At 66.9% G+C, this 25,622-nt stretch carries 25 protein-coding genes; 13 read left to right on the plus strand and 12 right to left on the minus strand.

Going from position 1 to position 25,622, the window contains the following annotated elements; genetic code table 11:
* Positions 1 to 155 precede the first annotated feature (155 nt).
* Genes AC1DWT_RS08385 through AC1DWT_RS08395 form a run of 3 tightly spaced genes read left to right on the plus strand, consistent with a single transcriptional unit; the run spans position 156 to position 3,728 of the window.
* The gene (locus tag AC1DWT_RS08385; protein ID WP_206014196.1) at positions 156 to 1,451 is read left to right on the plus strand and encodes a nucleotide disphospho-sugar-binding domain-containing protein; all 1,296 of its coding nucleotides are present in this window, start codon (positions 156 to 158) and stop codon (positions 1,449 to 1,451) included.
* Positions 1,452 to 1,460: 9 nt separating this feature from the next.
* A complete protein-coding gene (locus AC1DWT_RS08390) occupies positions 1,461 to 2,138 on the plus strand; it encodes a YceI family protein (RefSeq protein ID WP_206014195.1) in 678 nt (225 codons plus the stop codon).
* 24 nt (positions 2,139 to 2,162) lie between these two features.
* Positions 2,163 to 3,728 (plus strand): bifunctional 3-(3-hydroxy-phenyl)propionate/3-hydroxycinnamic acid hydroxylase, encoded by a 1,566-nt coding sequence (locus tag AC1DWT_RS08395; RefSeq protein ID WP_259376083.1) that lies wholly within the window; start codon positions 2,163 to 2,165, stop codon positions 3,726 to 3,728.
* Here the strand turns inward: AC1DWT_RS08395 and AC1DWT_RS08400 are convergent.
* The gene (locus tag AC1DWT_RS08400) at positions 3,721 to 4,866 is read right to left on the minus strand and encodes an endonuclease/exonuclease/phosphatase family protein (RefSeq protein WP_477920249.1); all 1,146 of its coding nucleotides are present in this window, start codon (positions 4,864 to 4,866) and stop codon (positions 3,721 to 3,723) included. The two genes, AC1DWT_RS08395 and AC1DWT_RS08400, sit on opposite strands and share 8 nt — an antisense overlap.
* A 389-nt stretch (positions 4,867 to 5,255) precedes the next feature.
* Here AC1DWT_RS08400 and phoU point away from each other — a divergent pair, with 389 nt between their 5' ends.
* Both phoU and AC1DWT_RS08410 read left to right on the plus strand, forming a co-directional pair.
* Positions 5,256 to 5,903 (plus strand): phosphate signaling complex protein PhoU, encoded by a 648-nt coding sequence (phoU, locus tag AC1DWT_RS08405; RefSeq protein ID WP_206014192.1) that lies wholly within the window; start codon positions 5,256 to 5,258, stop codon positions 5,901 to 5,903.
* A 156-nt stretch (positions 5,904 to 6,059) separates the two neighbouring features.
* Complete coding sequence (locus AC1DWT_RS08410) at positions 6,060 to 6,458, plus strand: DUF7144 family membrane protein (RefSeq protein WP_095865525.1); 399 nt, start codon at positions 6,060 to 6,062, stop codon at positions 6,456 to 6,458.
* 142 nt (positions 6,459 to 6,600) lie between these two features.
* Here AC1DWT_RS08410 and AC1DWT_RS08415 read toward each other — a convergent pair whose 3' ends face one another.
* Positions 6,601 to 7,932: an MFS transporter gene (locus AC1DWT_RS08415; RefSeq protein WP_095865511.1), complete on the minus strand. Its 1,332-nt coding sequence runs from the start codon at positions 7,930 to 7,932 to the stop codon at positions 6,601 to 6,603.
* 283 nt (positions 7,933 to 8,215) lie between these two features.
* On the opposite strand from AC1DWT_RS08415, the gene AC1DWT_RS08420 reads away from it, so the two are divergent.
* Both AC1DWT_RS08420 and AC1DWT_RS08425 read left to right on the plus strand, forming a co-directional pair.
* Positions 8,216 to 9,805: a GntR family transcriptional regulator gene (locus tag AC1DWT_RS08420; RefSeq protein ID WP_206014191.1), complete on the plus strand. Its 1,590-nt coding sequence runs from the start codon at positions 8,216 to 8,218 to the stop codon at positions 9,803 to 9,805.
* A gap of 70 nt (positions 9,806 to 9,875) precedes the next feature.
* Positions 9,876 to 10,136, plus strand: a complete 261-nt coding sequence (locus AC1DWT_RS08425; RefSeq protein WP_072943759.1) for an acyl-CoA-binding protein — start codon at positions 9,876 to 9,878, stop codon at positions 10,134 to 10,136.
* 61 nt (positions 10,137 to 10,197) lie between these two features.
* Here AC1DWT_RS08425 and AC1DWT_RS08430 read toward each other — a convergent pair whose 3' ends face one another.
* Both AC1DWT_RS08430 and AC1DWT_RS08435 read right to left on the minus strand, forming a co-directional pair.
* Positions 10,198 to 11,154, minus strand: a complete 957-nt coding sequence (locus AC1DWT_RS08430; RefSeq protein ID WP_206014190.1) for an alpha/beta fold hydrolase — start codon at positions 11,152 to 11,154, stop codon at positions 10,198 to 10,200.
* 163 nt (positions 11,155 to 11,317) lie between these two features.
* Positions 11,318 to 12,442 (minus strand): serine hydrolase domain-containing protein, encoded by a 1,125-nt coding sequence (locus AC1DWT_RS08435; RefSeq protein ID WP_206014189.1) that lies wholly within the window; start codon positions 12,440 to 12,442, stop codon positions 11,318 to 11,320.
* A 150-nt stretch (positions 12,443 to 12,592) separates the two neighbouring features.
* Here AC1DWT_RS08435 and AC1DWT_RS08440 point away from each other — a divergent pair, with 150 nt between their 5' ends.
* Positions 12,593 to 13,657 (plus strand): MBL fold metallo-hydrolase, encoded by a 1,065-nt coding sequence (locus tag AC1DWT_RS08440; RefSeq protein WP_072943762.1) that lies wholly within the window; start codon positions 12,593 to 12,595, stop codon positions 13,655 to 13,657.
* 36 nt (positions 13,658 to 13,693) lie between these two features.
* Here the strand turns inward: AC1DWT_RS08440 and AC1DWT_RS08445 are convergent, their stop codons facing one another.
* A complete protein-coding gene (locus AC1DWT_RS08445) occupies positions 13,694 to 14,032 on the minus strand; it encodes a winged helix-turn-helix transcriptional regulator (protein ID WP_072943763.1) in 339 nt (112 codons plus the stop codon).
* A gap of 91 nt (positions 14,033 to 14,123) precedes the next feature.
* Here AC1DWT_RS08445 and AC1DWT_RS08450 point away from each other — a divergent pair, with 91 nt between their 5' ends.
* A complete protein-coding gene (locus tag AC1DWT_RS08450) occupies positions 14,124 to 14,735 on the plus strand; it encodes a malonic semialdehyde reductase (protein WP_072943764.1) in 612 nt (203 codons plus the stop codon).
* Here the strand turns inward: AC1DWT_RS08450 and AC1DWT_RS08455 are convergent, their stop codons facing one another.
* Positions 14,736 to 15,026, minus strand: coding sequence for a hypothetical protein (locus tag AC1DWT_RS08455; RefSeq protein ID WP_072943765.1), 291 nt, complete (start codon positions 15,024 to 15,026; stop codon positions 14,736 to 14,738).
* Between the two features lie 260 nt (positions 15,027 to 15,286).
* Here AC1DWT_RS08455 and gvpJ point away from each other — a divergent pair, with 260 nt between their 5' ends.
* Together gvpJ and AC1DWT_RS08465 are read left to right on the plus strand one after the other, a co-directional pair.
* Entirely contained in the window at positions 15,287 to 15,655 is a 369-nt protein-coding gene (gvpJ, locus tag AC1DWT_RS08460) for a gas vesicle protein GvpJ (RefSeq protein WP_072943766.1), read from the plus strand.
* Positions 15,656 to 15,735: 80 nt separating this feature from the next.
* Positions 15,736 to 16,218: a carboxymuconolactone decarboxylase family protein gene (locus AC1DWT_RS08465; RefSeq protein WP_072943768.1), complete on the plus strand. Its 483-nt coding sequence runs from the start codon at positions 15,736 to 15,738 to the stop codon at positions 16,216 to 16,218.
* A gap of 12 nt (positions 16,219 to 16,230) precedes the next feature.
* On the opposite strand, the gene AC1DWT_RS08470 is transcribed toward AC1DWT_RS08465, so the two are convergent.
* The 5 genes from AC1DWT_RS08470 to AC1DWT_RS08490 all read right to left on the minus strand — a co-directional run bounded on the left by AC1DWT_RS08470 (position 16,231) and on the right by AC1DWT_RS08490 (position 22,463).
* Positions 16,231 to 17,124 carry a LysR family transcriptional regulator gene (locus AC1DWT_RS08470; protein ID WP_072943770.1) on the minus strand — a complete coding sequence of 298 codons (894 nt, stop codon included), beginning with the start codon at positions 17,122 to 17,124 and terminating at the stop codon, positions 16,231 to 16,233.
* A gap of 103 nt (positions 17,125 to 17,227) precedes the next feature.
* Positions 17,228 to 18,499: a glucarate dehydratase family protein gene (locus AC1DWT_RS08475; RefSeq protein ID WP_095865507.1), complete on the minus strand. Its 1,272-nt coding sequence runs from the start codon at positions 18,497 to 18,499 to the stop codon at positions 17,228 to 17,230.
* Positions 18,499 to 19,434, minus strand: a complete 936-nt coding sequence (locus AC1DWT_RS08480) for a 5-dehydro-4-deoxyglucarate dehydratase (RefSeq protein WP_206014188.1) — start codon at positions 19,432 to 19,434, stop codon at positions 18,499 to 18,501. Before AC1DWT_RS08480 ends, AC1DWT_RS08475 begins: the two co-directional genes overlap by 1 nt.
* A gap of 25 nt (positions 19,435 to 19,459) precedes the next feature.
* Positions 19,460 to 21,055, minus strand: a complete 1,596-nt coding sequence (locus tag AC1DWT_RS08485; protein ID WP_206014187.1) for an aldehyde dehydrogenase (NADP(+)) — start codon at positions 21,053 to 21,055, stop codon at positions 19,460 to 19,462.
* Positions 21,056 to 21,104: 49 nt separating this feature from the next.
* Positions 21,105 to 22,463, minus strand: a complete 1,359-nt coding sequence (locus AC1DWT_RS08490) for an MFS transporter (RefSeq protein ID WP_072943777.1) — start codon at positions 22,461 to 22,463, stop codon at positions 21,105 to 21,107.
* A 185-nt stretch (positions 22,464 to 22,648) separates the two neighbouring features.
* Here AC1DWT_RS08490 and AC1DWT_RS08495 point away from each other — a divergent pair, with 185 nt between their 5' ends.
* Together AC1DWT_RS08495 and AC1DWT_RS08500 are read left to right on the plus strand one after the other, a co-directional pair.
* Complete coding sequence (locus AC1DWT_RS08495; protein ID WP_206014186.1) at positions 22,649 to 23,203, plus strand: GNAT family N-acetyltransferase; 555 nt, start codon at positions 22,649 to 22,651, stop codon at positions 23,201 to 23,203.
* A gap of 16 nt (positions 23,204 to 23,219) precedes the next feature.
* Entirely contained in the window at positions 23,220 to 24,044 is an 825-nt protein-coding gene (locus tag AC1DWT_RS08500) for a class II glutamine amidotransferase (protein WP_477920260.1), read from the plus strand.
* A gap of 18 nt (positions 24,045 to 24,062) precedes the next feature.
* Here AC1DWT_RS08500 and AC1DWT_RS08505 read toward each other — a convergent pair whose 3' ends face one another.
* Positions 24,063 to 25,412: an APC family permease gene (locus AC1DWT_RS08505; RefSeq protein WP_095865503.1), complete on the minus strand. Its 1,350-nt coding sequence runs from the start codon at positions 25,410 to 25,412 to the stop codon at positions 24,063 to 24,065.
* Positions 25,413 to 25,622 lie beyond the last annotated feature (210 nt).

Below are 25,622 nucleotides of genomic sequence, written 5' to 3' on the forward strand. Positions count from 1 at the left end.
AACCGATGGAGGCAGTGTGGGTGCAATCGCTGAACCGACGACGGCGAGAACGTTAGACCGCGTTCCGCCGCTCTGCAAGAGCACCGTCGGTCGCCACTCGAGGGTACGGTCGCAACGTCATGCAAGTTCCGTCGAGCCTCTGCAGGAGGAACGCGATGTCGTCGATCCTGCTGTGCAGCGCCCCGCTGACCGGCCATGTGCAGCCGATGATTGCGATCGGCCGACAGTTGGTGCAGGACGGGTGTGACGTGTCGATCCTGACGGGGCGCAAATTTCGGCCCCACGCCGAACGTGCCGGGATCCGGTTCATCGCGCTCCCCGACCGCTGCGACTACGACGAAGCCTCGCTCAACGAACGGTTCGCCGGTCGCGCCCGGAGGCCGGCGTTTCTCCGGTCCCGGTTCGACGCGGAGCGGATGTTCGCGGCGCCGCTGGCGGACCAGTACCGTGCCGTCCTCGAGGCCCTCGAGCGGGTGGACGCCGACACGATCCTCGCCGAGAACCTGTTCCTGGGCATGCTTCCGCTGATTGGCCGGAGCCCGGGCACGCGCCCGCGCGTGTTCGGCGTGTGCACGTCCCCGCTGATGGCAACCAGCGTCGATACCGCGCCGTTCGGTCCGGGGCTGTCCCCGGCGACCGGAAGGCTCGGACGTCTGCGCAACCGGGTACTCAACGCCGGCGCGCGGGGCGTCGTGCTGCGCCGGGCCCAGCAGATCGCCGCGGCAGCGACACGCGACTGCACCGGGGCCGAGCCCCCGTGCTTTCTACTGGACTGGGTGTTGCACGCCGAGACGGCCTTCATCCTGACCACGCCCGGCTTCGAGTATCCGCGAAGCGACATCGGACAGCGCCTGACCTTCGTCGGCCCGATTCTGCCTGCCGCCCCCAGCGACGCACCGAAGCCGCCCTGGTGGGACCGCCTGAACACCGACCGGCCCGTCGTCCTCGTCACACAGGGCACCCTGGACAATCACGACCTCGGCCGCCTCGTCGAGCCGACCATCGATGCCCTCGCCGACACCGATGCGCTGATCGTGGCCACTACCGGGGGACGCCCGATCGCGGCGGTGCGGCGTGACTCTCCGAATCTGATCGTGTCCGAATTCGTCCCCTTCGACCTCCTCCTCCCACACGTCGACGTCATGGTCACCAACGGCGGCTGGGGCGGGGTACATTTCGCGTTGTCGCACGGCGTCCCCCTCGTCGTCGCGGGCAGTACCGAGGACAAAGCGGAGGTGGGTGCGCGACTCGCGCGATCCGGTGCAGGCGTGCGACTGCGCTCGGGCAGCCCCGGCCCGGCCCGGATTCGCCGGGCTGTCGAGACCGTTCTCCGCGATCCCGCATACCGGACCCGCGCCGAGGAATTGGCTGCCGAGTTGGCCGAACTCGACGCAACCAGATCGATCTCGCAGGTGATCATAGGTCGCGCGCGATCAGGTTCGGTCGGCTAGGTTCACTCCATGCGCAAACGGGTGTGGTGGATCATTGCGGGTGTCGTCGCCGTGATCGTGCTGGTTGTCGGCGTCGGACCCTGGGCGTATGCGAAGTTTCTGCACGGTGATCAGCCCGATGCGCTGCACCTGTCGGACGACCCGGCGGCCGCCGCGACAGGCCCCCTCGACGGCACGTGGTCCGTGTCTCCCGGCTCGCACGCCGGGTACGAAGTCTGGGAAACCTTGAGCGGCCAACGAACCTTCGTGCGCGGTCAGACCGATCAGGTCACCGGTACCGCAGCTGTCGAGAATTCCGTACTCACAACAGGGAACGTGAAGGTCGACGTGAAATCGATCGCCACCGACGACACCCGCCGGGACAACATGTTTCGCACCCTGGTGATGAACACAGCCTCTCAACCCACAGCGACGTTCGAGATTTCCCAACCCGTCGACCTCTCCGAATTGCCTGCCGACGGCACCGCGGTCACCGTCCCCGTCCACGGCACACTGACATTGCGCGACCAGACCCGCGACGTGACCACGAATTTCCAGATCCGCAGGTCAGGACAGAATATCGAGACGGCGGGCGCAATCGACACGGTCTGGACCGACTACCAGATCAACAAACCGACCCTCTTCCCGAACATCGTCGTCGAGGATGCCGGACAGGTGCAGTTCGCGATCGTGCTGAGCAGGAGCTGACCGACGATCACCACCACCAACCGGATTCCGCCCACCGTTCCGGTTCTGATCGTCGGTGGCGGACCGACCGGTCTGACGACCGCGAACCTCCTCTCCCGCTACGGCATCGAGAGCATCGTCCTCGAACGTCACCGCGGTCCCTATCCACTGCCGCGGGCCGTCCATCTCGACGACGAGGTCCTCCGGATCCTGCAAACGGTCGACGCGGCCGCCGAGATCACCCGAATATCGCGCCGCGCACTCGGAATGAGACTGGTCGACGGCGAGCTACGGACACTGGTCGAGATCCGGCGTGACCGCCCGGTCGGGTTGCACGGTTGGCCGGAGACCAACATGTTCGATCAGCCTGACCTGGAACAGGTTCTACGGACGAACCTCGAAGAGCGCGTGGCGAATGCCCTCGTCTCCGGGTGCGAGGCCGTCCGGGTGCAACGACGGCCGAACGGCACCGTCGATGTCACGATCCGCGACACCCATACCGGACACGAGACCGTCACGACAGCCCGGTACGTGCTCGGGTGCGACGGCGCGAACAGCATGGTCCGATCCGCGATCGGCACAGGCACAAGAGATCTCGGGTTCACACAACGATGGCTGGTGGTCGATGCCGAGTACGACCACGATCTCGGGATGTGGCCGGGGGTCCACCAGGTCTGCGCCGGCGTCGAATCTGCAACGTTCATGCAGATCGGTGACAACAGATACCGGTGGGAATTTCGCCTCCCGGACGAGTGCCGATTCGACTCCGACGACGACATCAGCCCGGCCGATGTGCGCGACCTGCTCGAACCATGGGTACCGGCAGGAGACACCGGTCTGCGGGTGCTGCGGCACACCATCTATTCTCACCGCGCCCGGGTCGCACGCACCTGGCGCAGGGGACCGCTCCTTCTGCTCGGCGACGCCGCCCACCTCACGCCGCCATTCATCGGGCAGGGTCTCGGTGCAGGACAACGCGACGCCATGAACCTCGCCTGGAAACTCGCCGCCGTCCTCGACGGCCACGCCGACGATCGACTGCTCGACACCTACGAGCCCGAACGCAGCAGACATGTCGTCCGGGCCATCCGCGCCGCCACCGCGATCGGCCGAATCATGGCCACGCGCCCCACACGTCCCGTTCGAGCCGGACACGCTGTGCTGCGCCGAGCATCGGCGCTACCGGGGCCCGACGCACTGGCGACACGCGTCCTCGCACCACCGCTGCGCGGAAGTGCACTGACCCCCAGCGTCCTCGCTCTGCCGTCGTACCGGACCAGGACCGTCGGCACACCGATCCCGCAGGACGTCCTCGACGGCGAGACCGGGACCGCGAGAACCGACAGTGTGCTCGGCCCCGGCTTCGCACTCATCTGCGCCGGGGAGCCGCCGCACGCCCTCGCCGATGTCGGCCGCCGACTCGACGCGAAGGTCGTCACCAGCGGCTCCCTCGCAGGATCGACCGGTGAAATCAACCGCTGGATGCGTCGCAATCACCTCACCGAAGTGCTGGTGCGACCTGATCGGATCGTCCTCGCTACTGTCGACCGCCGGGGTCGCACGAGTCCGACAACGTCCTGGTTGCCATTGCTGACCGGTGAGGTCAGCTGAGGTCGATGTCGGCGTAGATCGCGGCGTGGCCGGAGGAAGCGTGCACCGGTGCCGTCATGGTCGGAAAGTGCTCGAACAGCGTGCCGTGCTTGCCACCCCAGACACCCTTGCGGAAGATCGCCCCACCCGTCGCCCGATCGAACAGCGCAGGAGAGAGCAGCACATAGTCGATCTTGTTGCTCGCGGTGCCATTGGCGTAGGTTCCGGGCCGGCCGCCGTCATCGAACCCGGCCACCTCCGAGACGTCGCGCAGATCCGTGCCGACCAGCAGCGGCTCGAGCGACGCACTGTCGGGGGTGTCGTTGAGATCGCCGACAACGGCCACGAACTGCGCGCCGTCGGCGCGCAGTTGCCAATAGATCGCGGCGACCCGCTCGGCCTGCCGAAGGCGGCGCGCGTTGCTGTCGGCAGGCGTGCCGTAACCCTTGCTCTGGAAATGGTTGACCAGCACCGTCAACGACGAGCCGGCCAGCGTGCTGGCGCCCGGGAAGTCGAAGGTGAACTCGGGGCAGTCGCGGCTGAAGATCGGTCGACCGGTCGGGGTGCGGTCGTCAACGTGCGAGCGGATGCCCCGCAACGGATAGGCGTCCTTCGACAGGATTCCGACAGCGAGGCCGCGATCGTCGTTGCCGTCGATCACCATCGCGTGCGGAAACAGCGGATTCCGGTCCTGGTCGACGATCGCAGCCTCGGCGAAACGCTCGAGAGCGATCCGGCCCTCGACCTCGACGACGGCAGCGATATCGGCGTCCACCTCGCGCAACACCTGGGCGGTGTGCGTCATCGCCAGCGCATCGATGCGTTCCTTGGTCAGCTCCACCCACCCGACCCAGTCGCCGCGCCCGTCGGCAACGACCGACACCGCGGCCTTCGAACGCTTGACCAGTCGTCCGTGGACCTGCCGCAGTACCGCGTAGGTGGTGGTGTCGGATCGGTCGAGATCCAGGGCCACCAAGAGGTCGAGGATGAGCTTCTTGTCGTCGTCGGTGTAGGTGTCCTGGGCGATCAGCTCGCCGAGCTGGGCGTGTGCCTCGAGGATGTCGCGCCCGTCATCGTCCGGCGCGCTGCCCATCGCGCGGGGACGGGAGAAAAGGTTCTCGACGTTGAACGAGGCAATGCGGAGCGAGGTGGACGACACGATGACTCCCGGTTTGACTTCGGACGGCGGAGAAGACGACGGGGTGATGGTCGATCGAGCACGGTGCGAGCCCAGGCCCGCAGACGGCAGCCTATCCGGGCGCCGACCGGAACGGAACACAACCGAGCCACACCCGCACGACCGGGAACGATCCTGGATAGGCACGAAAGGCGTTGCACCCTTTACTTATCGGATCGGCAGTCGATTGTTGCGCTGCCGACTGTTCACAGGGCATCCGGCCAATCCACCGCGCCTGTATACCTAGAGTTCTCCGACTGTGAGCGGCATGACTGATTTCCCCCCGGAGTGGGTATCCCCGGGCTGTGCGCCATCCGGCCCGCCCGGTCTCGAGCCTGGTGCCAGTCGATCGCGAGAGGAACTCCGGGACGATGCGGGAACAATTCGACGAGCAACTCGAACAGATCAGGGACGACCTGGTCGAACTGTGCACCCTGACCGAGCCCGCGATCGACTGCGCAACCCGGGCCGTGCTCGATACCGACCTCTCGGCAGCCGACCGCGCCACCGAACTGAGTGCCGACATCGAGGCCCGCGCCGGAGAACTCGATCATCGAGCACTCACGCTGATCGCCCGCCAACAACCGGTGGCACTGGACCTGCGATCCCTGATCGGCGGCATGCACAACATCGCAGATCTACGGCGGATGGGCAGTCTGGCGGCACACATCGCCGAGGTGGCCCGGCTGCACCATCCCGAACCGGTCGTTCCCCACGAGCTGCGGGGCATCATCTCGGACATGGGCGTCGCCGCCACCGCACAGGCCGCGGCGGCACGAGAAGTCCTCCGCACCCGCGACGAGGCGGCCGCATTGGACCTCATCTGGGCGGACGAACGAACCGACGAACTACTCCGCAGACTGTTCGCCGCCACCAAGAGCGACGAGTGGCTGCACGGCGCCGCGTCCGCCGTGAACATCACATTGCTGGGCCGATTCTACGAACGCTTCTGCGATCACACCGTCGAGATCGGGCGGCGCGTCATCTTCGTGGTCACAGGAGAAATTCCCGACCAATGACAGCTCGGCGGAACCGGATCCGTCGGCTGAGCACAGACATTCGTGCACCGGAATTTCGCCGACACGACACCGCCACGTACCTGCAACCGCCTACGACGCCCGGGAAGAATGGCAAGAGCGCAGACCACGTAACACCGTGCCGAGGAAGGGGCGGGCATGTCCGAGGAATTACTGGTCAAGCAAGGTGTGGCAAAAGGAACCGCGATGGGTGGAGCGGTTCTCCTCGTCACCGTCGGTGTGCTCGAATTTCTGCAAGGCATCTCCGCGGTGGCCAAGGACGAGGTGATCCTCGTCGGAGTGGAATACACCTACAAACTCGACGTCACCGCATGGGGGTGGATCCACCTCGTCCTCGGGGCGGTCGTCGCGGCCACCGGCATCGGATTGTTCAGCGGGGTGATCTGGGCGCGAATCTCCGCGCCCATCATCTGCGGCCTGTCGATCGTCGTCAATTTCCTCTGGCTGCCCTACCAGCCGTGGTGGGCGATCACGATCATCGTGCTCAACGCCGTCGTCATCTGGGCCGTGGCGACCTGGGATCCCGCCAAGATCTGAGCGCGACAGGCCCCAGCCGGACGGGCGCGAGGACCGGACCAAGTCCCTTGTCCCTCGCGCGACGGTGGTCCTGTGCGGTAGACGGGACGAGAACGTAAGAGTATGTCGACCAGCGAACCGAAACGCGAGCCCGCCTCCGACGTCAGATTCGCGCGGAGTCGGCGAGGGACTTACCACGCGTCTCGGGCGCCCAGGCGGCACTGACAGCGAGGCCGATCAGGGCGATCGCGGCAGCGCCGAGCATGGTCGGGCCGATGCCCCAGCGGTCCAGGGCGATCGGGACCATATAGGTACCGACGGCGCCACCGACTCGGCTGAGTGACGAGGCCAATCCCACCGCACTGCCTCTGATTTCGGTCGGGAAGAGTTCGTTGGGGTACACGAGCTGAAGGACCTGGGCGCCTCCGGTGAAGATCGCGTATGTCGCGAACAGGCACAGGATGACAGGTACCGGACTGCCCGGGAACAATCCCAACAGGAGCAGGGTCAGTCCGGACCACGCGAAGCTGTGGATCAGCAGGGTGCGGCGACCCAGTTTGTTGATGGCGGTCAGCGCGATGACGCAGCTGACCAGGAGCAGGATCGTGACGACGGCCGAACCCATGTTCGCCACTCGCCCGTCGAGGCCGAGACCGGCGAGGATCCTCGGCCCGAAGGCGTACACCGCGAACAGCGGCACGACGGATGCGGTCCAGAAGGTCGTGACGAAGACGATTCGTCCGAGGTAGCCCGACTTCCAGAGCGGGCCGATTGCCCCGGCGGAGCTGCCGGGCTCGATCTCGAGTGTGGCGTGTGGGCCGAAGATTTTCGTGATGATCGCACTGGCTTCGGCGACGCGCCCCTTGCCGGCGAGCCAGCGCGGTGACTCCGGTGTGCCGGCGCGGGCGAGCACGGTCAGGGCAGCCGGTACCGCGGCGCTGGCCAGCACCCACCGCCAACCCTGATCACCAACTCCGCTGACGAGGTCACCGACGACATAGGCGGACGCGGCACCGAGGAACCACATCACGGTGAGCGAACCGATGAAGGGGCCACGATATTTCTTCGGGGTGAACTCGGTCAGAAGTGAGGCGGCCACGGGATAGTCCGCCCCGATTGCCACTCCGATCAGAACCCGGAGCAGGAACAACCACCAGAAGCCGTCCACCCAGAACTGCGCGACCGAAAAGACGACGACGGCGATCAAGTCGAATGTATAGAGACGCCGGCGGCCGAAGCGGTCGGTGAGCCGTCCGCCGAGGAACGATCCGAGGAAGATACCGATCGTCGCCGACGCGGCAATGAGGCCTTGCTGCGCCGAATTCAGACCCCACTGCGGCGTGATCTGCACCATGGCGATGCCGATGATGCTCAGCACGTATCCGTCGAGGAAGGGTCCCCCGCCGGCGTGGAGTGCGAGTCGTTTGTGGAAGCGCAACAGCGGGGCATCGTCGACGAGGAACGCTTCTGTCCGGGCGTGAGGTGGCTGGTCCATCGAGTTTCTCCTGAGCTGATTGCGGCCACAGGGGCCGTATCCGGGCTCGCATGACGACGGGCGCGTCGTCACGCACAGGGAACCCGCGCGCGCCCTGTGCCTGCGCCTCGGTGAGTATGCATGCGCCGCCTGTTTGTTGACCATCGACTCGAGTCGAAACGGTCACCTTGTTGGGATTTGATTCATAAGTACCTGAGCAGACTGAAGGCACAACATGCCAGCTCACCCGCGCCGATGCCTGCTCTACTATTTGTGAGTCGATCGCGAGGAAGGGGAGGCGGACGTGCCACTGTCCGAGGCGGAACGACGTGCACTCGAGCGGCTGGTGTCGGCACCGAGCACCCCCCAGTCGCTGGCCCTCCGCGCCCGCATCGTTCTGGCGAGTTCCGAGGAGTCGATTTCCACTGTTGCTCGCGCCCTTGGGGTCTCACGCAACACGGCACTGAAATGGCGGACCCGATTCGGCACCCACGGTCTGCAGGGGCTCGAGGATCTGCCGAGGCCGGGTCGTCCGACCGCCTCAGGGGACGACTTGCACCGTGCGATCCTGCGTATTCCGCTGCAGCGACCGCCGGACCGGGGGTGGACCACACGCACGATCGCCGAGGCACTCGGCACCAACCAGGCAGCGGTGAGCCGGGTTCGGCGTCGGTGGTTCGCAGATCGGCCCGACCTCATCTCACATTCGGTCCTGGACTCGCCGAACTCGATGGTGCTCGCGGCTGTCGTCATCGATCCCGGCGTGCGGGTCCTCGTCTTCCACCAGCCGGCAACGCCCGCAGCGCGACCGCACAGCAGACAGACCAGTCAGCTCACCGAACCCGTCCGTGTCCTGCTTTCGGCCCAGTTCGCCTTCCCTCGCGAAACCCCGGCCACCGGGAACGACATCTCCCCGACGCTGCTGACCACGTTGGGCGAGGTCGACGCCGCGGTGCCGCGTAATTGGCCGGTTACCGCGCTCGTCGATCGTCCGATACCGCCTCGGGTGGACCGTTGGCTTGTTGGGCATCCCCGATTCAGTGTGTACGAAGTCGATCCCGACTCGTGGCTCGCGCAACTGAACTCGATCACCGCAGTCCTCGACCCTCGCCAATCGCCGGGACTGCTCGATCTCGAACACAGGGTGCGCCGGTGGGCGGAGCAACCGAGCACACCATTTTCCTGGGTCCGCGCCTCACCCACCCGCGCTTCTCGCCGGCCCGCGACCGAAGACCACCGGTCACGCTCCCCCTCACCCATATTGGCATCGGCAGTGGTCGAAGCACTACGCGAGTCCCTCGCCACCGGCGCGTTCCGGCCGGGGCAGCGCATCGCAGAACAGCCTCTCGCCACTCGGCTCGGTGTCTCCCGCGGGCCGATCAGGGACGCCCTGAAAATCCTCGCCGAGGACGGACTGATCGAACTCGAACCGCACCGCGGCGCGTACGTGCCCCTCCCCACTCGGCGCGACGTCTACGACACCTACACCGCCCGAGGCCCCCTCGGAGCCTTGCTGCTCCGCCGCATCGCCACGAACGGATCATCCCGTCTGGCCGCGGCGAAAGACGCGCTGGACGACCTCGTCCAGCATGCGGAAATGCGCGACGTTCCCGGCACGGGCGACGCCGACATCCGGTGGCAGGACACCCTCGCTGCCGCAGCCGACATGCCGAGAATCGAGAAGATGTTCGTCCGTCTCTCGCTGCAGTTGCGGATGTTCGTCTCGATTCTCGGTCTCGAATACACGTACTCGGTCGATGAGATCGTCGCCGACAACACCGCGATACTCCTCGCTCTCGAGGCCCAGGATCCCGAAGAGGTCACGCGGCTCTGGCGCCGCAAGATCGACAACGCCGTGACCTACATGGTCGGACAACTCGGCCATCTCGACTGAGTGAACCAGCCGCCATCGGCTCCGGCCGCTACGATTGCGTCGAATCGTCCGTCCGAGAGCCAGGGGTGCCATGTCGGAGTTGGATCAGGCGTTTGCCGATGCACAGGAGAACGTCAACAAGCTCACCTCGCGACCGGACAACGATCAGCTGCTGCAGCTGTACGCGCTGTTCAAGCAGGGGTCGAAGGGTGATGTCGAGGGCAAGCGGCCCGGTCGGTTGGACATGGTCAAACGCGCCAAGTACGACGCCTGGGCCAAGTTGACCGGTACGAGCAGCGCCGACGCCAAGCAGGGCTACGTCGACCTGGTAGCCCGGCTCACGCAGGGCTGAGTTCAGCGGGCCCCGAAGCACCAGTCCTGGACATGCTGATCGTGCGCGAACTGTGCACCGATCAGGCAGTCAGCACCAGGTTCGCGGATTCTGCGGTCTCCGAACCGCGTATCCGGGTCACGAGGCGAGCAATCGCATCGGCAACCGCGGTCGGTTGTTCGAGGATCACCGAGTGGCCGGCGCCGTCGACGCAGACGAAATCGGCGTCCTCGACCTGCGCGGCGATTGCCACCGAATGGGTGGGCGGCGTCATCAGGTCCGCGGAACCGCACAGCACGAGCGTGGGAATCGCCGAGAGCGCCGGCAACGTCTCGAACTCGTCGTAGGTCGTGAACGAGTTCAGGAAGCTGGTCATCGTCACGATCGGGGTCTCGTCGTGCATCGCGATGGCGAGCTCGAGGACGTGTGGGCTGACCTTCCGGTCACCGAATTCGGCCCCGCGGATGACCGGTGCGAATACCTTGCACCCGAGGCGCTTCACCTGCTCCATGGATGTCGGTGCTCGGCGCACGGCCTCCTGGACCCAGGACAGGACCGGGGCGCGCAGCAGTCGGCCGAATCCGGCGTCGGCCAGACCACTCGCGGCGGTTGCGATCAAGCCGATCCCGACGATGCGGGTGCCGATCTCGTGCGGATACCGGCGCGCGTAGGTCAGTGCGGTCATCCCACCCATGGAGTGTCCGACCAGAACGACCGGATCGGTGGGGGCGATGGCGTCCAGTACCGCGTGGAGGTCGCGGCCCAACTGCTCGAGGGTGTAAGTCGCAGCGGGCGCCACGTCGGAATCGCCGTGACCGCGGTGGTCGTAGCTGACGATCCTGGCGTCGGTGTACTGCCGCATCAGTTCGTCCCGCACCAGGATCCACGATTCGGCACTCAGGCAATGGCCGTGCAGAAAGACGATCGTCATGGGGGCGTCGGTGGGGCCGTACTCGCGAACCGCAAGCGAAACACCGTCGTCAGCCGAGACAGTGGTCCTGCGCTGGACCGGGGCTTGGGTGGTGCTCTCGATCGACATGCCGGCCTCCCTCCTCCTCGCGATGACAGGTTCTACTGTCCATCGCGCAGGTTCGGGAAATAAGCACCCCGAGTGCTGTCCGTAATCACCCGCGGGTGACCGTCCCGCCACCCAGGGTGGATCCGGCCGCGCCGCTCCGCCGACCCGCGGTTTCGTCGGATCGCTACGACGGCGGCGCAGGCCACGGGTGGTCGAGGCTGACGATCTTCACGATCTCGGTGAAGAAGTTCCACACGCCCAGCGGGTCGGCGTTCGAATTGACCAACACCACCACCGTCTTGCCCTCGGGGGGAAGGTAGTAGGCATAGGTCTGGAAGCCCGCGATGTTTCCGTTGTGGCCGATCCAGCCGTTCTGGTTCTCGACCCCGAGTCCGTACAGCGAACCCGTGCCTTCCGACGGCGCCGGCTGAAACTGCTCCCGTTCGTGCTGGGTGGCGGGCGAGAGCATCGTTCCTTCTGCCAAGTCGCGCACCCACACGCGCAGATCGTCGAGCGTGGAAATCATGTTTCCCGCGCCGAATCCCCACGACGGGCTCCAGTCGGTCGCGTCCACCGTCGCGCCGTCGGGTGTTTTCGCGTATCCCCGGGCGTGCCGTGACGGAAGGGCCGCAGTGGTGGGGACCGAGGTGTCGTCGAGATTCTCGGGTTCCGTGATCCGCTCGGCGATGTAGGTATTCAGCGGCAGGCCGGATGCCTTCTCGACCACGAGACCCAAGAGGAGGGTGTTGGTGTTGGAGTAGTCGAACGCGGTTCCCGGCGCGAAGAGGGGTGGACGGCTGAAACTGATCGCGAGCAGTTCCTGGGGTGTCCATTGGCGCTGCGGCTGACTCGGGAGCGCCGGAATCACCACCTCGGAGTAGTCGAACAGCCCACTGCGCATGGCCGCCAACTGGCGGAGGGTGATCGCCTCGCCGTTGGGGACGTCGGGCACATACCTGTCGATCGGATCGTCGAGGCCGACCTTTCCCTCATCGACCAGTTGCAGCACGGCGGTGGTGGTGAAAGTTTTGGTGAGGCTGCCGACGCGCATGAACAGGTCCGGCGACATGGGGTCGCCGGTGGCGGTGTCGCGTACCCCGAACGCCTGCACGTAGGGTGCAGCGCCGTCCTGCCAGACACCGACGATCGCCCCCGGAACCGAGGCGTTCTCCATCGCCGTCGGGATGGTTTCGGTGAGCTGTGCATCGGGCAGGACCGGTGCATCGTCCGATTCACCGCATCCCGCCAGTCCCGTCGTGAGGACCGCCAGAACGGCGACCAGTCGCCGCACCGAGGATGTTCGTGCCACCCCGCTCTCCCATCGCTGTCTCGAATCTCGACCTGCTCGAAGCTTGCGTGGAACACTGTTTCCAGTATGGGCGGCCGTACCCAGCCGGGGAGGCGGATTACTTCGGGTGAACCGTCACCGACGAGTCGGGTGGCGTGTTAGAACGAACGAGTGGCACTCGGCGAACAGATCGAGATCGACGCTCGGACGCGCATGATCGTGGGTCAAGCGCTCGACATGGCCGCGCACCAGCCGGACGTGGGCAACGTGATCGTCCACCGGGCCGGAGATCTCCTGGTGCTCGTCGACAGCGGGGTGACCACCGCTTTCCGCGACGCGATCCGATCCGCCGCCGACGACCTCGCCCCGTGGTCGAAGATCCTGCTGCTCACCACCCACGGCCACCCCGACCATGTCGGGAACAACGACCTCGTCAACGACCTCGGCGACGGACTCGACCGCTCGAACGTGCAGCACTTCGTCAGCGCACACGACGCGAGCCAGTACCGCGATGACGGTCTTCCCTACTGGATCACGAGTCTCGAGCGCGTGTCCGGACTGGTGCCGGGGTTCGAGGATCCGGCTGACGCAGCGCGCCGGCTCCTTGCCATGTACCGGCCCTACGTTCCCGTCACCGACGTCACCCGGACCTATGAGGAACTCCCGCTCGAGCACCTCGTCATCGGCTCTCAACACGTGTCGGGTTGGTCGTTCGGAGACGGTGCCGTCCAGGTCGTCCGCACCCACGGCCACTGCGCCGGCCAGGTCGTCGTCCACCTTCCCGGGGCACGATTGCTGCACCTGTCCGACGAACCGAACGGGCCGTGCGGCGCGATGCACGACGCCAACCAGATGAACATCTTCGCCGCGGCCGCCCTGGCGCTGACGCTGGTCGAGACCGGCGCCGTCGACGTCGTCACGGAGGGCCACGCGTTCGAGGTGTTCGATCGCCCGGCCGCAGCCGAGCGCCTGGCGTCGCTACTCGATCAGGCTTCGGCGCTCGACGGCGCCGCACAGGCATTGCTCACCGATCGCATCGACGATCTACCGGCGTTCGTTCACGCCTTCATCGCGCGATCCCAGGAGCTGGGCGTATCGGGTGCGAATCCGAACCCCATGTTCAACACGATGATGACGATCGCCAAGTTGCGCGAGCTCGGCCTCGTAGCGAAAGGTGCAGGTTCGCAACAGACGTGGACCCGACCCGCGCTCGACGACTCCACGCGCGCACCCTGATCCCCGGTTGCGGCAGTTCAGGTCGGGACTTGCCGGTCACTGCACCGTGAGATGCGTCTTCGCCCACTCCGCCAGTTCGTCGAGGACCGGCATCAGTGACTGGCCGGCCTCGGTCAGCTGATAGGTGACCGACACGGGCGGTCCCTCGCAGACTTCCCGCGTCACCAGACCGGCCCCGGCCAGTTCGACGAGACGGTCGGAGAGCACCGAATCGCTGATGCTCCCGACCGATCGTCGCAGCCCGGAGAACGTCGCCGGGCCCGACATCAGCGTCGCCAGAATGACGCCGTTCCAGCGCTTGCCCAGGAACGTGAACGCTCTCGCGAGCGCGCCGTCGCACGCTCGCGGATCGTGCTGTTCGACGCCTGAGCTCATACCTCGACCATAGCAAGGTGCTAGCATCCAACTGTCAACTAGTTTTTTACTAGTAACATTTTTGTTGCTAGTCATCGAGAGGGAAGCAACCATGAGCTCAGACGTACAGACGCGACCGGAACTGGACGAGGCGGGTCGCGCCCTGCTGTTCAGCGAGGCACGCACGGCCAACAGTTTCGCGTCCACCCCGGTGACCGACGAGCAGCTCGCCCAGATCTGGGACCTCGCGAAGTGGGCACCGACCGCGGCGAACACCCAGCCCCTGCGGATCGTTTTCGCCCGGACCGACGAGGGTCGCGCGCGACTGCTGCCACACATGAGCGAGGGCAACAAGGCAAAGACCGAGTCGGCGCCCGCGGTCGCCATCCTGGCCGTAGACACGCAGTTCCACGACCACATCCCGGCGTTGCTGCCGTTCCGGCCGGAGCTGCGCGACGTCTTCGAAGGCGACGAGAAGATGCGCGAGCGAACGGGCGAATTCAACAGTGCACTCCAGGCCGGCTACTTCATCCTCGCCGTCCGATCCCTCGGCCTGGCCGCAGGCCCGATGGCAGGCTTCGACGCCGCCGGAATCGACGCCGAGTTCTTCCCCGACGGCCGCTTCCGTTCCATTCTCGTCGTCAACGTCGGGCACCCCGGCGCGAACCCGTGGTTCGATCGGCTCCCCCGCCTGGACCCGGCCGACACCGTGTCCTGGATCTGACTACCCGTCGGAACTCTCACGACGGTGCGTCCCCCGCCGACCGGATCGAGGGCTGGGATCGACGGTCACCTCGTCCGTGTCGGCGAAGACGAGGCGCCCGTCGTCGAGTGCGATCGCCCACCGATGCGCCGGCGCCCAGTCGTGCCCGGCACCACCCGGCTCGGTGAGTGCCGCGTAGTCCTCGACGACCTCACCGGTCGCGTCGGCCTCGGCCTTCCTGCGGACCAGCACCCGCGTGCCGACGGTCAACTCGGGGCCGGGCCCCGACCTGTCATCGCTTGCGTCGCCCATCGTGCACCTCTTCGTTCGGCGAACCTGGTCAGGAGCATAAGCACCTGCGGGCCCCGGGGCGACCCGAGCACCGAAAGAGCCGACCGTCCGGACCGTTTCCCGGCCGGCACGAGGAACGAATTACCTAGTCAATTCCCGTCTTTGACCGATTAGGTTCCCTCGGTTCCGGGTAGTCCGGTAGCCGCACGATATTCACGGTTTCCGCCATGTCGCAGGGCATGCGGTAACGGGCGGCACGAGCAAAAGCGAGGTGCACGGCAATGACCACAGCCGGTGGAGGCCCGAGCTCGAGCAGCCTGGCCGATGTCATCGACACCATCTTGGACAAGGGCCTGGTCATCGACGCCTACGTCCGGGTCTCGCTGGTCGGCATCGAACTACTCACCATCGACGCCCGCGTCGTGGTCGCGAGCGTCGACACCTACCTGCGTTTTGCCGAGGCGGCGAACCGACTCGCGATCGGCAGCGAACCGAAAGGCCTGACCGATCTCGTCTCCGACGTCAAGGGCAGCGGCAGCACGAAATCCAAGACCAAGGGCGTACTCGAGGGCGTGGGCGAAACGCTCAGTGAGCTGCTCGGCGGATCGGACAACGAACGCGAACCCGCACCCCGTCGGAGGCGGACATGACCACCGCCGCTGAGGCCACTGCTACGTAGAACACGTGTCAGATCTATCGCCCGCGACGGCATTCGCTGTAGCATTCGGGGATGAGTCGAGTAGGTAGCTACAGTGACGATGACGTGGCAGGTTGGCTGTCGATCTCACCCGAACTGGGTGGTGCGCTCGGCGCCTTCACGGATGCGGTATACAACCGGAACCGGTTACCGTTACGCGTGCGGGAGATCGCGCGGATGGCGGTCGCGGAGGCCAACGAGTGCGCCGTGTGCCTCGGCACCCGCGACAGCAGTGGCGCCGACGCGGGCATCGACGAGCACTTCTACGATCACGTCCTCGAGTGGGAGTCGTGGCCCGGGTACAGCGCGGAGGAGCGGACGGCGGCGGAGTTCGCGCACCGGTTCGCCACCGATCACACGGCGCTGCGCGAGGACGAGGACTTCTGGGCGCGGTGTCACGAGCATTTCACCGACGAGATCCTGACCGACCTGGCGTTGTCGTGTGCGTTGTGGCTGGGGACGGGCCGGGTGCTGCGGGTGCTCGACATCGGTCAGACGTGCAAGCTCACGCTCTGAGCGTGCCGGCCCTCATTCCCATTCCCGCTGCGGCAGGACGTCCTCCATGAGCCTGCGCAACGCGGGGTTCCGGCTGTCCGAGCGCCAGGCGGCGTTCATCTGGACGGGCCGGTCGCGGATCGCGGAGACAGGCCGGAACACGACCCCTTCCGGGTGCATCGTCTGCGCGGATTCCGGGACGAGGGCCAGGCCCAGCCCGGACCGGACGAGCACCAGCATGGTGTGCACCTGCGTGACGTACTGGACGTAGCGCGGGGAGGCCCCCACGATCGTGAACGTGCTGATGAGCAGTTCGTGGAAATACCGCGCATCGACCGGCGAATACATGACGACGGGCTGGTCGTCGAAATCCTCCACCGCCAACTGGCCGGCGTCGGCGAGGGGGTGACCCGCGGGCAGCGCGGCGACGAGACGTTCGTGGTGGATGGGGCGGGTGTCGATGCCGGGGCGGGTGAGGATGGGGCGGATCAGTCCGAGATCCAGTTCACCGCTGATCAGCGATTCGATCTGCACCGACGTGACCATCTCCCGCAGAACAATTTTCACGTCCGGCAGCCGGTCGCGTGCGGCCTCGAGCAACCTCGGCAGCACCGCGTGCGCGGACGCGCCGGTGAACCCGACGACGACGGTGCCGAGATCACCGGCAGGCACCCGCCGCACCGTCAGGGCGGCACTCTCCGACAGACTCAGAATGCGCCGGGCGTCGGGCAGGAACGCCGCCCCGGCCGCGGTGAGGGTGACGGATCGGCTGGTGCGGTCGATCAACTGCACCCCGAGTTCGCTTTCGAGCTGCTGGATCTGACGGCTCAGCGGCGGCTGCGTCATGTGCAGGCGCTCCGCGGCGCGACCGAAATGCAGCTCCTCCGCGACGGCGATGAAACACGACAGCCGTGCGAGGGAGAACATTCGATCCACTCCTTTGCCTCGAGGTGGGCCCGAGCCCGAAGCTCAATCTAGCCCACCCGGAAGACGCCGACCGAGTTCGCGGTCGGCGTCTTCCGTGAGACAGCTACCAGCGAGGGCAGGTGTTCTCGAACGTCGGGTCCACCGACTTCATGTACCCGGTGTCGTCGCGGTCGCGCACCCCGCAGTCGAGGTACTGCTGGTGCAGGGCGGCGAGCGCGTCCTCGTCGATCTCGACGCCGAGACCCGGCGTCGTCGGCACCGCGACCGCGCCGTCGACGAACTTCAGCACACCCGGCTTGACGACGTCCTCGGTCTTCCACGGCCAGTGCGTGTCACACGCGTACGTGAGGTTCGGGGTGGCGCCGGCGAGGTGCACCATCGCGGCCAGGCTGATGCCGAGATGCGAATTCGAGTGCATCGACAGGCCCAGGCCGAAGTTGTCGCAGATCCCGGCGAGCAGCCGCGACCGCTGCAGGCCACCCCAGTAGTGGTGATCCGACAGCACGACCTGCACCGAATCCTTCAGCACCGCAGGCTTGAGCTGATCGAACGCGACGACGCACATGTTCGTGGCCAGCGGCATCTTCGCCTCACGCGCCACCTCGGCCATGCCGTCGAGACCGGGTGTGGGGTCCTCGAGGTATTCGACGATGCCGTCGAGTTCCGACGCCACCCTGATCGACGTGTCGACGGTCCACGCGGCGTTGGGGTCGAGGCGCAGCGGCAGGTCGGGGAACGCGGCCCGCAGCGCCTTGATACCGGCGATCTCCTCGTCCGGGGAGAACACGCCGCCCTTGACCTTGATGGCCTCGAAGCCGTACTCGCCGATCATCTTCTGCGCCTGGCGGACCAGACCGTCGGGGTCGATCGCCTCGCCCCATTCGTCGGGCTCGGCACCGGGGTGCCCGGCCCACTTGTAGAACAGGTAGGCGCTGAACGGGACGGCGTCGCGTACCTTGCCGCCGAGAAGGTCGGACACCGGCCGGCCGAGTGCCTTGCCCTGCACGTCGAGGCACGCCACCTCGAACGGGGAGAACACGCGGTCGGTGGTGCTGGCCGTGGTGATCATGCCCGCGACACCGTCGCCGCCCGTGACGGTCAGCGTGGCGATCTTCGCGTCGATCGCCGCGCGGATCGCGTTGAGCGCGAACACGTCCAGCCCGACGATCGCCTCGGCGGCCGCCTCGAGCCGGAGCAGGTGGGCCGTGTCGGCGTACGTTTCACCGAGTCCGACGAGACCGCCGTCCGTGTCGAGCTGGATGATCGCGCGCAGCGCGTAGGGCTGGTGCACGCCGACGGTGTTGAGGAGCGGCGGATCGACGAACGCGACGGGCGTGATCCGCGCGCCGGTGATCCGGATCGGTGCGGCAGTCATCAGACCGCCGCCTGCACGGCGAGAGCGTCGGCGAGAACGGCGCGGCCGGCTGCGGTGATCCGAATGAGCTCACGCAGGTGCACGTCGCTCGTGGGGACGAGCGGCGGCCGCACGGGCCCGGCGTCGATACCTTCCATCGCGACACCCGACTTGATCAGCGACACCGCATATCCGGGCACCTGGTCGCGCAGGCGCACCAGGGGGTGGAAGAAGTCGCGGAGCAGTGCGTCGGTGAGTTCCTGGTTGCCGGATTCGAGTGCGTCGTAGAAGCCGAGTGCGAGTTCCGGCGCGAAGGCGAACGTGGCGGACGAGTACAGCGTGACACCGATCGCGCGGTACGCCTGCTGGGTGACCTCGGCGGTGGGCATGCCGTTGAAGAACAGGAACTGCTTGCCGGACGGGGCGAGCGCGTCCTTCACCGCACGGACGATGCGGCCCACCTTGTCGAGGTCACCGGTGCCGTCCTTGAACCCGACGACGGTCGGGAACTGCGCGACTTCCACGGCTGCCGCCTCGTCGAAGCGGGCGTTGCCGCGGTTGTAGACGACGAGCGGCAGGTCGGTGGTCTCGGCGACCGCGCGGGTGTACTCCACCAGTCCGGCCTGCGGCATCGTCACCAGGTACGGCGGGAGCAGCAGGATGCCGTCGGCGCCGTTGGCTTTCGCGCTGGCGGCGAACTCCTTGGCCTGCTGCACGGAACCGCCTGCGCCGGCGAAGACGGGGACCCGTCCGGCGACGACCTCCGTGGCCTTGGCGACGATCCTGCCGAACTCCTCCAGCCCGAGGGCATGGAATTCGCCTGTGCCGCAGGCGATGAAGACGCCTCCGGGGCCGGCGTCGACACCCTTGGCGACGTGCTCGGCGAGCCGGTCGTAGTCGACGTCGCCGGATGCTGTGAACGGGGTGACGGGGAAGAACAGGACGCCGTCGAGCATGGGGAACTCCTTCACGAGGGAAAAATCAGGCTTGGGTGAGTCGGCCGTCGATGCGACGCCACAACTGGTCGGGGTTGCCGTCGGCGATGGCAGCGGGGAGCAGCGAGCTCGGAACATCCTGGTAGGCAACGGGTCGCAGGAAGCGTTCGATCGCCAGCGAACCCACGGACGTGGTGCGCGAGTCGGACGTCGCGGGGTGCGGACCACCGTGCACCATCGCGTGACCGACCTCGACCCCGGTGGGCCAGCCGTTGAACAGGATTCGCCCGGCCTTGAGCTCGAGGACGGGCAGCAGGCGGCCTGCCTCGTCGAGATCGGCGTCGTCGACGTGGACGGTCGCGGTCAGCTGGCCTTCCAGCTTCGCCGCCACGGCGCGCACCTGCTCGGCGTCGCGGCAGCGGACGATCAGACTGGACGAGCCGAACACCTCCTGCTGCAACACCTCCGAGCCCAGGAACGTGTCGGCGGCGGCGCTGAACAGCGCCGCCCGGCCGGTGTTGGGCGCGTCGGATTCGGTGCCGCGGGCCTCCACGGTCGCAGCTCCGCTGAGCGCGGTGACGCCGTCGGCGTAGCAGCCGGCGATGTTCGGGGTGAGCATCGGGGTGGGCGTGCTCTCGGCGACCGCGGCGCGCGCGGACTCGACGAACGAGGTGAGGCCGGGACCGTCGACCGCGATGACGAGACCGGGGTTGGTGCAGAACTGTCCGGAACCGAGGGTCAGCGACCCGACGAAGGCGCGACCGAGTTCGGCGCCGCGGGTGGTGAGCGCGTTCTCGAGGAGGAACACCGGGTTGATCGAACTCATCTCCGCGTACACCGGGATCGGTTCCGGGCGACCCGCGGCGGCTGCGACCAGAGCGGTTCCGCCGGAACGGGATCCGGTGAAGCCGACGGCCTTGATGCGCGGATCCGTGACCAGCGCGGTGCCGAGCCCGCGGCCCGAGCCGAACAGCAGGGAGAACGTCCCCGCAGGCATGCCGGTGCTCGCGACGGCGTCGGCGATGGCGCGGCCGACGAGTTCGGACGTGCCGGGGTGCGCGTCGTGGGCCTTCACGACGACGGGGCAGCCCGCCGCCAGCGCCGACGCGGTGTCGCCGCCGGCGACGGAGAACGCGAGGGGGAAGTTGCTGGCGCCGAACACCGCGACCGGTCCGAGCGGGACCTTCCGCTGGCGGATGTCGGCACGCGGCAACGGGGTGCGGTCGGGCAGCGCAGGATCGATGCGGGCACCGTTCCAGCCGCCGTCGCGCAGGACGCCGGCGAACAGCCGCAGCTGTCCGGAGGTGCGGCCCACCTCGCCGGTGACGCGGCCCTGGGGGAGTCCGGATTCGGCGCACACCCGGGCGATCAGCGTCTCGCCGAGCGCCTCGATGTTGTCGGCGATCGTCTCGAGGAACCGGGCGCGCTCCTCGGACGTCGTGGCGCGGTACGGCGCGAACGCCTCGGCGGCGGCGGCGCAGGCCGCGTCGACGTCCCGGTCGTCACCGTGCGCGAAGCCGGGCTCGAGCTGGTGGCCGGTGGCGGGGTCGATGCCGTGGATGGTCGTGCCGGAACCCTGGACGGGGTTGCCCGCGATGATCATCTGTCCGGTCACGTCGGTCCGGTTCACCGTTGCTGTCATGATGCGATCCTCGAATTCTCGTCTGCGTTTCGTATGGTCCGGTGACGGGTCATTTGGTGGCCAGGGTGTCGTCGGACGCCACCTCTGCGACGTTCGCGACTTCGTCGATGTCTTCCTTGTCGCGCCGGAAGTACGTCACCGCCGCGGCGGCGGCCAGGGCGAAGAGCGACAGCACGATCAGGCCCATCGTCACCGTGCCGGTCTGCTCCTTGATGACACCGAAGCCGAACGGGGCCACGAAGCCACCCAGGTTGCCGAGCGAGTTGATGATCGCGATCGCCGGTGCCAGCACCATCGGATGGAGCGTGCGCTGCGGAATCGACCAGAACAGCGGGCTCGCGCTCTTGAACCCCATCGTCGCGACGCACAGCAGCGGCAGGGCCAGCCAGGGCGTGACGAACGCGGCGGCCATCGTGCCGATACCACCGATGAGCAGCGCGGCGACGAGGTACGGCTTGTGCCGTCCGGTGCGGTCGGCGGAGCGGTTGGAGAAGTACATCGCGAAGATCGCGCAGATCCACGGGAGCGAGGACAGCAGCCCGACGGTGACGTCGGTGGTGCCCGGGATGCGGCGGATGATCGACGGCAGCCAGAACGTGTTGGCGTAGATCGCCATGGTGATCGCGAAGAAGATGCCGCAGCACACCAGGATCCGCGGCTGCAGGAGCAGCTTCCAGCGCGAGCCCGACTCGCCGCGCTTCGCGGACGCCTCGCTGCGCAGCACGTCCTCCTCGGCGATGACGGCCTGCAGGTCGTGCTTCTCCGGGCCGGTGAGCCACTTCGCGTCGTCGATCTTCGAGTCGAGCAGGCGGTAGGCAATGCACCCGACGACCACCGACAGCAGGCCCTCGAGGGCGAACATCCACTGCCAGCCGTGGTGCCCGCCGAGTCCGTCGAGGGACAGCAGCGGTCCGGACATCGGTCCCGAGATGGCGGCCGCGATCGACGAACCGGCGATGAACAGGGCGGTGGCGCGGCTGCGGTGGTTGTTCGGCAGCCAGCGGGTGAAGTAGAAGATGATGGCCGGGAAGAAGCCGGCCTCGGCGACACCGAGCAGGAACCGCAGGGCGTAGAACATCTCGGGGCCGTTGACGAACGCCATGGCCGCGGACACCAGGCCCCACGAGATCATGATGCGGGTCAGCCACACCTTGGCGCCGAACTTCTCCATCAGCACGTTCGACGGCAGTTCGAAGATCGCGTAGGCGATGAAGAAGACACCCGCGCCGAATCCGTACGCCGCGGCGCCGATGCCCACATCTGCTTCGAGGTGGGTCTGGGCGTAGCCGATATTCGAGCGATTGAGCTGGTTACAGATCAACATCACGATGAACAGCGGCACGACACGGCGGAAGATCTTGGAGACCGCGCTGTCGACTGCCGGCGAGACGGCGAGGGGGAGGGTCATCGGTGACTCCTCTCTCTGGATTCGGGGGGTGACGAAGTTGGGGGACTCTGATCACGCCCCGATCCGGAAGCGTGACCTGAGTCATAGGAATCACGCTAGAGGGATGTTCGATACATGTCCAAGTCAAAGATTCTCGTTATCGATACCGAAGTTGTATCGACTCGGGTGGTGCTAGTTTCCCTACCGTGAGCGCCGGCGCAGTCACCTTCGAGTTCGTCCACACTACCCGCGAATTCTTCCCTCAACTGCAACGATGGCTCCGCGAACCGCACGTCGCGCGGTTCTGGAACCACGACACCGCGGACGCCGACATCGAGCGCGACTTCGGCGGCAGCATCGACGGCACCGAACCCTGCGAGGATTTCCTCGTGCTGCGGGGCGGCGTGCCGTTCGGCTTCATCCAGCGATACCGGATCGCCGACTATCCCGAGGACCTCGCGCTCCTCACGGCCCTCGTCGACATCCCACCGGGCAGCATCTCCATCGACTACTTCGTCGGCGACCCCGGGCGTATCGGCCGAGGGCTGGGAACGGCGATGATCCGGGCGTTCGTCGCCAAGTGCCGCTCCGACCTACCCGACGCCACCGCGATCGTCGTCCCCGTCGTCGTCCCCAACCGGGCGTCGTGGCGGGCGCTGGAGAAGGCCGGCTTCCGACGCGTCGGCGAGGGCTATCTCCCACCCGACAACCCGATCGATGACGGAAGCCACTACGTCAGCAGACTCGACCTGCTTGAATGAGAAGATGTGCAGGTGGATGGCATACTCCGGCGATCCGATCCTCGTCGAGGACCTCCTCTTCCGGCCGGTCCATTCCCTGATCGACCAGAGCTTGCACTCCCGCATGGGTGYGACCACCACGAACGGTGACGGGTTCGGCATCGGCTGGTACGGAGACGGCCCCACCCCGGCCCTGTTCAAATGCATCGAACCCGCCTGGAACGAACGCAACCTGCGGGAGATCTCCCGCCAGATCCGGACGCCGATGCTCTTCGCGCACGTGCGCGCGTCGACGGGAACTCCCGTGCAGCGCAGCAACTGTCACCCCTTCCGGCACGGCAACTGGCTGTGGATGCACAACGGCGCGCTGCGCGGATTCACCGAGATGAAGCGCGAACTGGCCCTGGCCGTCGACCCGAGTCTCTACCCGCAGATCGAAGGATCCACCGACTCCGAGACACTGTTCTTCCTCGCGCTGACGTTCGGACTCACCGACGACCCGTTCACCGCCGTCGCCCGCGCCGTCGGGTTCGTCGAGGACGTCGGCGCCCGGCACGGGGTCGAGAACCCGGTGCAGGCGACGATCGCCACCACCGACGGCGTCTCCGTCTGGGTGTTCCGGTACTCGACCGAACAGCAGACGCGCTCGCTGTTCTTCTCCACCGCGATGGACAAGGTCCGCGCCCTGCACCCCGAGGTGGAGGTACTGCGCGAACTGGGCGACGAAACCAGGTTCGTGGTGTCCGAACCGCTGCGCGACCTCGAGGGCGCGTGGCAGGAGGTGCCCGAGTCCCATGCCGGGGTCATCCGCCCCGGCGACGACGAGATCCGGCCGTTTCTGCCCGTCCCACCCGTCCGCTGAGACCGCGCCCCACTCCCCTCACCGCGTGCGGGACGCCCGGCGAGCGCGCACCGCGCTCCAGAACAACTCGAGCACAACCGCCAGCACCACGATCCCGATCATCGCCACGAACGTCTGCGGGGCGGTCAGCAGCGTCTGCACGGCGAAGACGACGAGAACGACGACGGTCAGTACGATTCCGGCGACGAGGATGCCTGCGCGGGAATCCGTTTCGTGGCGGAGCCGGTAGGCCGCGATCGACATCACGAGAAAGATCGCGAGAGCCACGGCGCTGCCGAGGGAGGCGATGGCGGTGAGATCCACCAGATTCGCCAGGAGCAGGATCAGCGCGACCGAGATGGTCAACCCGCGTGTGCCCCCGACCCAGGCTCGACTACCGAACACCGGTGGAAAGGTCCCGGATTCGGCTAGTTTGGCGGTGGAGCCGGCCGCCGCATAGACGTTGGCGTTGACCGAGGAGGAGGTGGCCAGCAGCGCCGCGAGAGCCATGATCGCGAACCCGGCGTCGCCGAGAGCGGGTTGGGCCGCAACGGCGAGGGCCGTATCGCCGTTGTCGATGACCTCCTGCACGGTCAGGGTTCCGAAGACTCCGAGAGCGATCAGCACGTACAGGAGGATCGTGATGCCCAGGGCCAGGTACATCGCACGAGGCAGGTTGCGACGCGGGTCGGGAAGGTCGCCGCCGGTGAAACTGATGACGGTGAAGCCCAGATAGGCGAAGAAGGTCAGCGCCACGCTGCCGACGATGTCCAGTGTCGGCGGGTACGTGGACGGTGCCAGCAGGCTCGGGTCGAGTTGAGCGAGTGTGACGACGACGAAGACGGCGAACACCGCGAGCAGGATCACCACGATCGCGGTCTGGACCCGGTCGATGAACTTGGTGCCCGCGATGTTGATCGCCGCCACGAGCACGACCACGCCGGAGGTGAGTATGCGACTCCACGCACCCGAATCGTCGAAGAACAGTGCGGCGCCGTAACTCCCGAACGAGACGGCCACCATGGCGGTGACGATGAGCGCCGCGAAGTAGAGCAGCCACGACGTGATTGCGGTGATGTGCCCGCGGCCGTACCCCTGGAGCAGGAATGTCACGATGCCGCCCGAGGACGGGTAGCGCGCCCCCAACTTCGCGACGGCATAGCCCTGCAAGGTGGCCACCACGCCGGCAAGGAGGAACGACAGCCACACCGCGGAGCCGGCCACGGCCCCGGCCTCCCCGAGGAGGGCGAAGATGCCGGCACCGACCATCGAGCCGACGCCGAGGAACGCGGCGCCGCGCACGGTCATGGCCTGAGCGCCCGCGGGGGCACCCTCGCCGGAGTCACGTCCGTCGAGGGGTTCACGGGCCATGTCGTCCATGTCATTCATGGTGCAACCGCCACGTCTGCGAAGGGCCGAGATCGGTCGCATCAGTCCGATGTCCAACTGGAGAACTGTGCCGGCCTCGTCCCCGTTACCAAGATGGCAATTGAATTTTACCGGAATTCTGCTGCGGTTTCGGTCCGGGCAGGCGCACAATTCGATTTGGCGGGCCTTCACGCGCCCGTGGGAGGTGGACCGTGGCGATGCGGTGCCGAT

It is taken from the genome of Rhodococcus sp. P4_B6 (assembly GCF_056402215.1).

What these genes read in the sequence shown, in the direction of transcription:
- AC1DWT_RS08430 (WP_206014190.1), bottom strand. Translation starts at nt 11,154, where the DNA reads ATGTCGATCGAGAGCACCACCCAAGCCCCGGTCCAGCGCAGGACCACT.
- AC1DWT_RS08445 (WP_072943763.1), bottom strand. Translation starts at nt 14,032, where the DNA reads ATGAGCTCAGGCGTCGAACAGCACGATCCGCGAGCGTGCGACGGCGCG.
- AC1DWT_RS08390 (WP_206014195.1), top strand. Translation starts at nt 1,461, where the DNA reads ATGCGCAAACGGGTGTGGTGGATCATTGCGGGTGTCGTCGCCGTGATC.
- AC1DWT_RS08410 (WP_095865525.1), top strand. Translation starts at nt 6,060, where the DNA reads ATGTCCGAGGAATTACTGGTCAAGCAAGGTGTGGCAAAAGGAACCGCG.
- AC1DWT_RS08470 (WP_072943770.1), bottom strand. Translation starts at nt 17,124, where the DNA reads ATGTTCTCCCTCGCACGGCTGTCGTGTTTCATCGCCGTCGCGGAGGAG.
- AC1DWT_RS08450 (WP_072943764.1), top strand. Translation starts at nt 14,124, where the DNA reads ATGAGCTCAGACGTACAGACGCGACCGGAACTGGACGAGGCGGGTCGC.
- AC1DWT_RS08485 (WP_206014187.1), bottom strand. Translation starts at nt 21,055, where the DNA reads ATGACAGCAACGGTGAACCGGACCGACGTGACCGGACAGATGATCATC.
- AC1DWT_RS08455 (WP_072943765.1), bottom strand. Translation starts at nt 15,026, where the DNA reads ATGGGCGACGCAAGCGATGACAGGTCGGGGCCCGGCCCCGAGTTGACC.
- AC1DWT_RS08475 (WP_095865507.1), bottom strand. Translation starts at nt 18,499, where the DNA reads ATGACTGCCGCACCGATCCGGATCACCGGCGCGCGGATCACGCCCGTC.
- AC1DWT_RS08425 (WP_072943759.1), top strand. Translation starts at nt 9,876, where the DNA reads ATGTCGGAGTTGGATCAGGCGTTTGCCGATGCACAGGAGAACGTCAAC.
- AC1DWT_RS08505 (WP_095865503.1), bottom strand. Translation starts at nt 25,412, where the DNA reads ATGAATGACATGGACGACATGGCCCGTGAACCCCTCGACGGACGTGAC.
- AC1DWT_RS08490 (WP_072943777.1), bottom strand. Translation starts at nt 22,463, where the DNA reads ATGACCCTCCCCCTCGCCGTCTCGCCGGCAGTCGACAGCGCGGTCTCC.
- AC1DWT_RS08480 (WP_206014188.1), bottom strand. Translation starts at nt 19,434, where the DNA reads ATGCTCGACGGCGTCCTGTTCTTCCCCGTCACCCCGTTCACAGCATCC.
- phoU (WP_206014192.1), top strand. Translation starts at nt 5,256, where the DNA reads ATGCGGGAACAATTCGACGAGCAACTCGAACAGATCAGGGACGACCTG.
- AC1DWT_RS08385 (WP_206014196.1), top strand. Translation starts at nt 156, where the DNA reads ATGTCGTCGATCCTGCTGTGCAGCGCCCCGCTGACCGGCCATGTGCAG.
- AC1DWT_RS08465 (WP_072943768.1), top strand. Translation starts at nt 15,736, where the DNA reads ATGAGTCGAGTAGGTAGCTACAGTGACGATGACGTGGCAGGTTGGCTG.
- gvpJ (WP_072943766.1), top strand. Translation starts at nt 15,287, where the DNA reads ATGACCACAGCCGGTGGAGGCCCGAGCTCGAGCAGCCTGGCCGATGTC.
- AC1DWT_RS08415 (WP_095865511.1), bottom strand. Translation starts at nt 7,932, where the DNA reads ATGGACCAGCCACCTCACGCCCGGACAGAAGCGTTCCTCGTCGACGAT.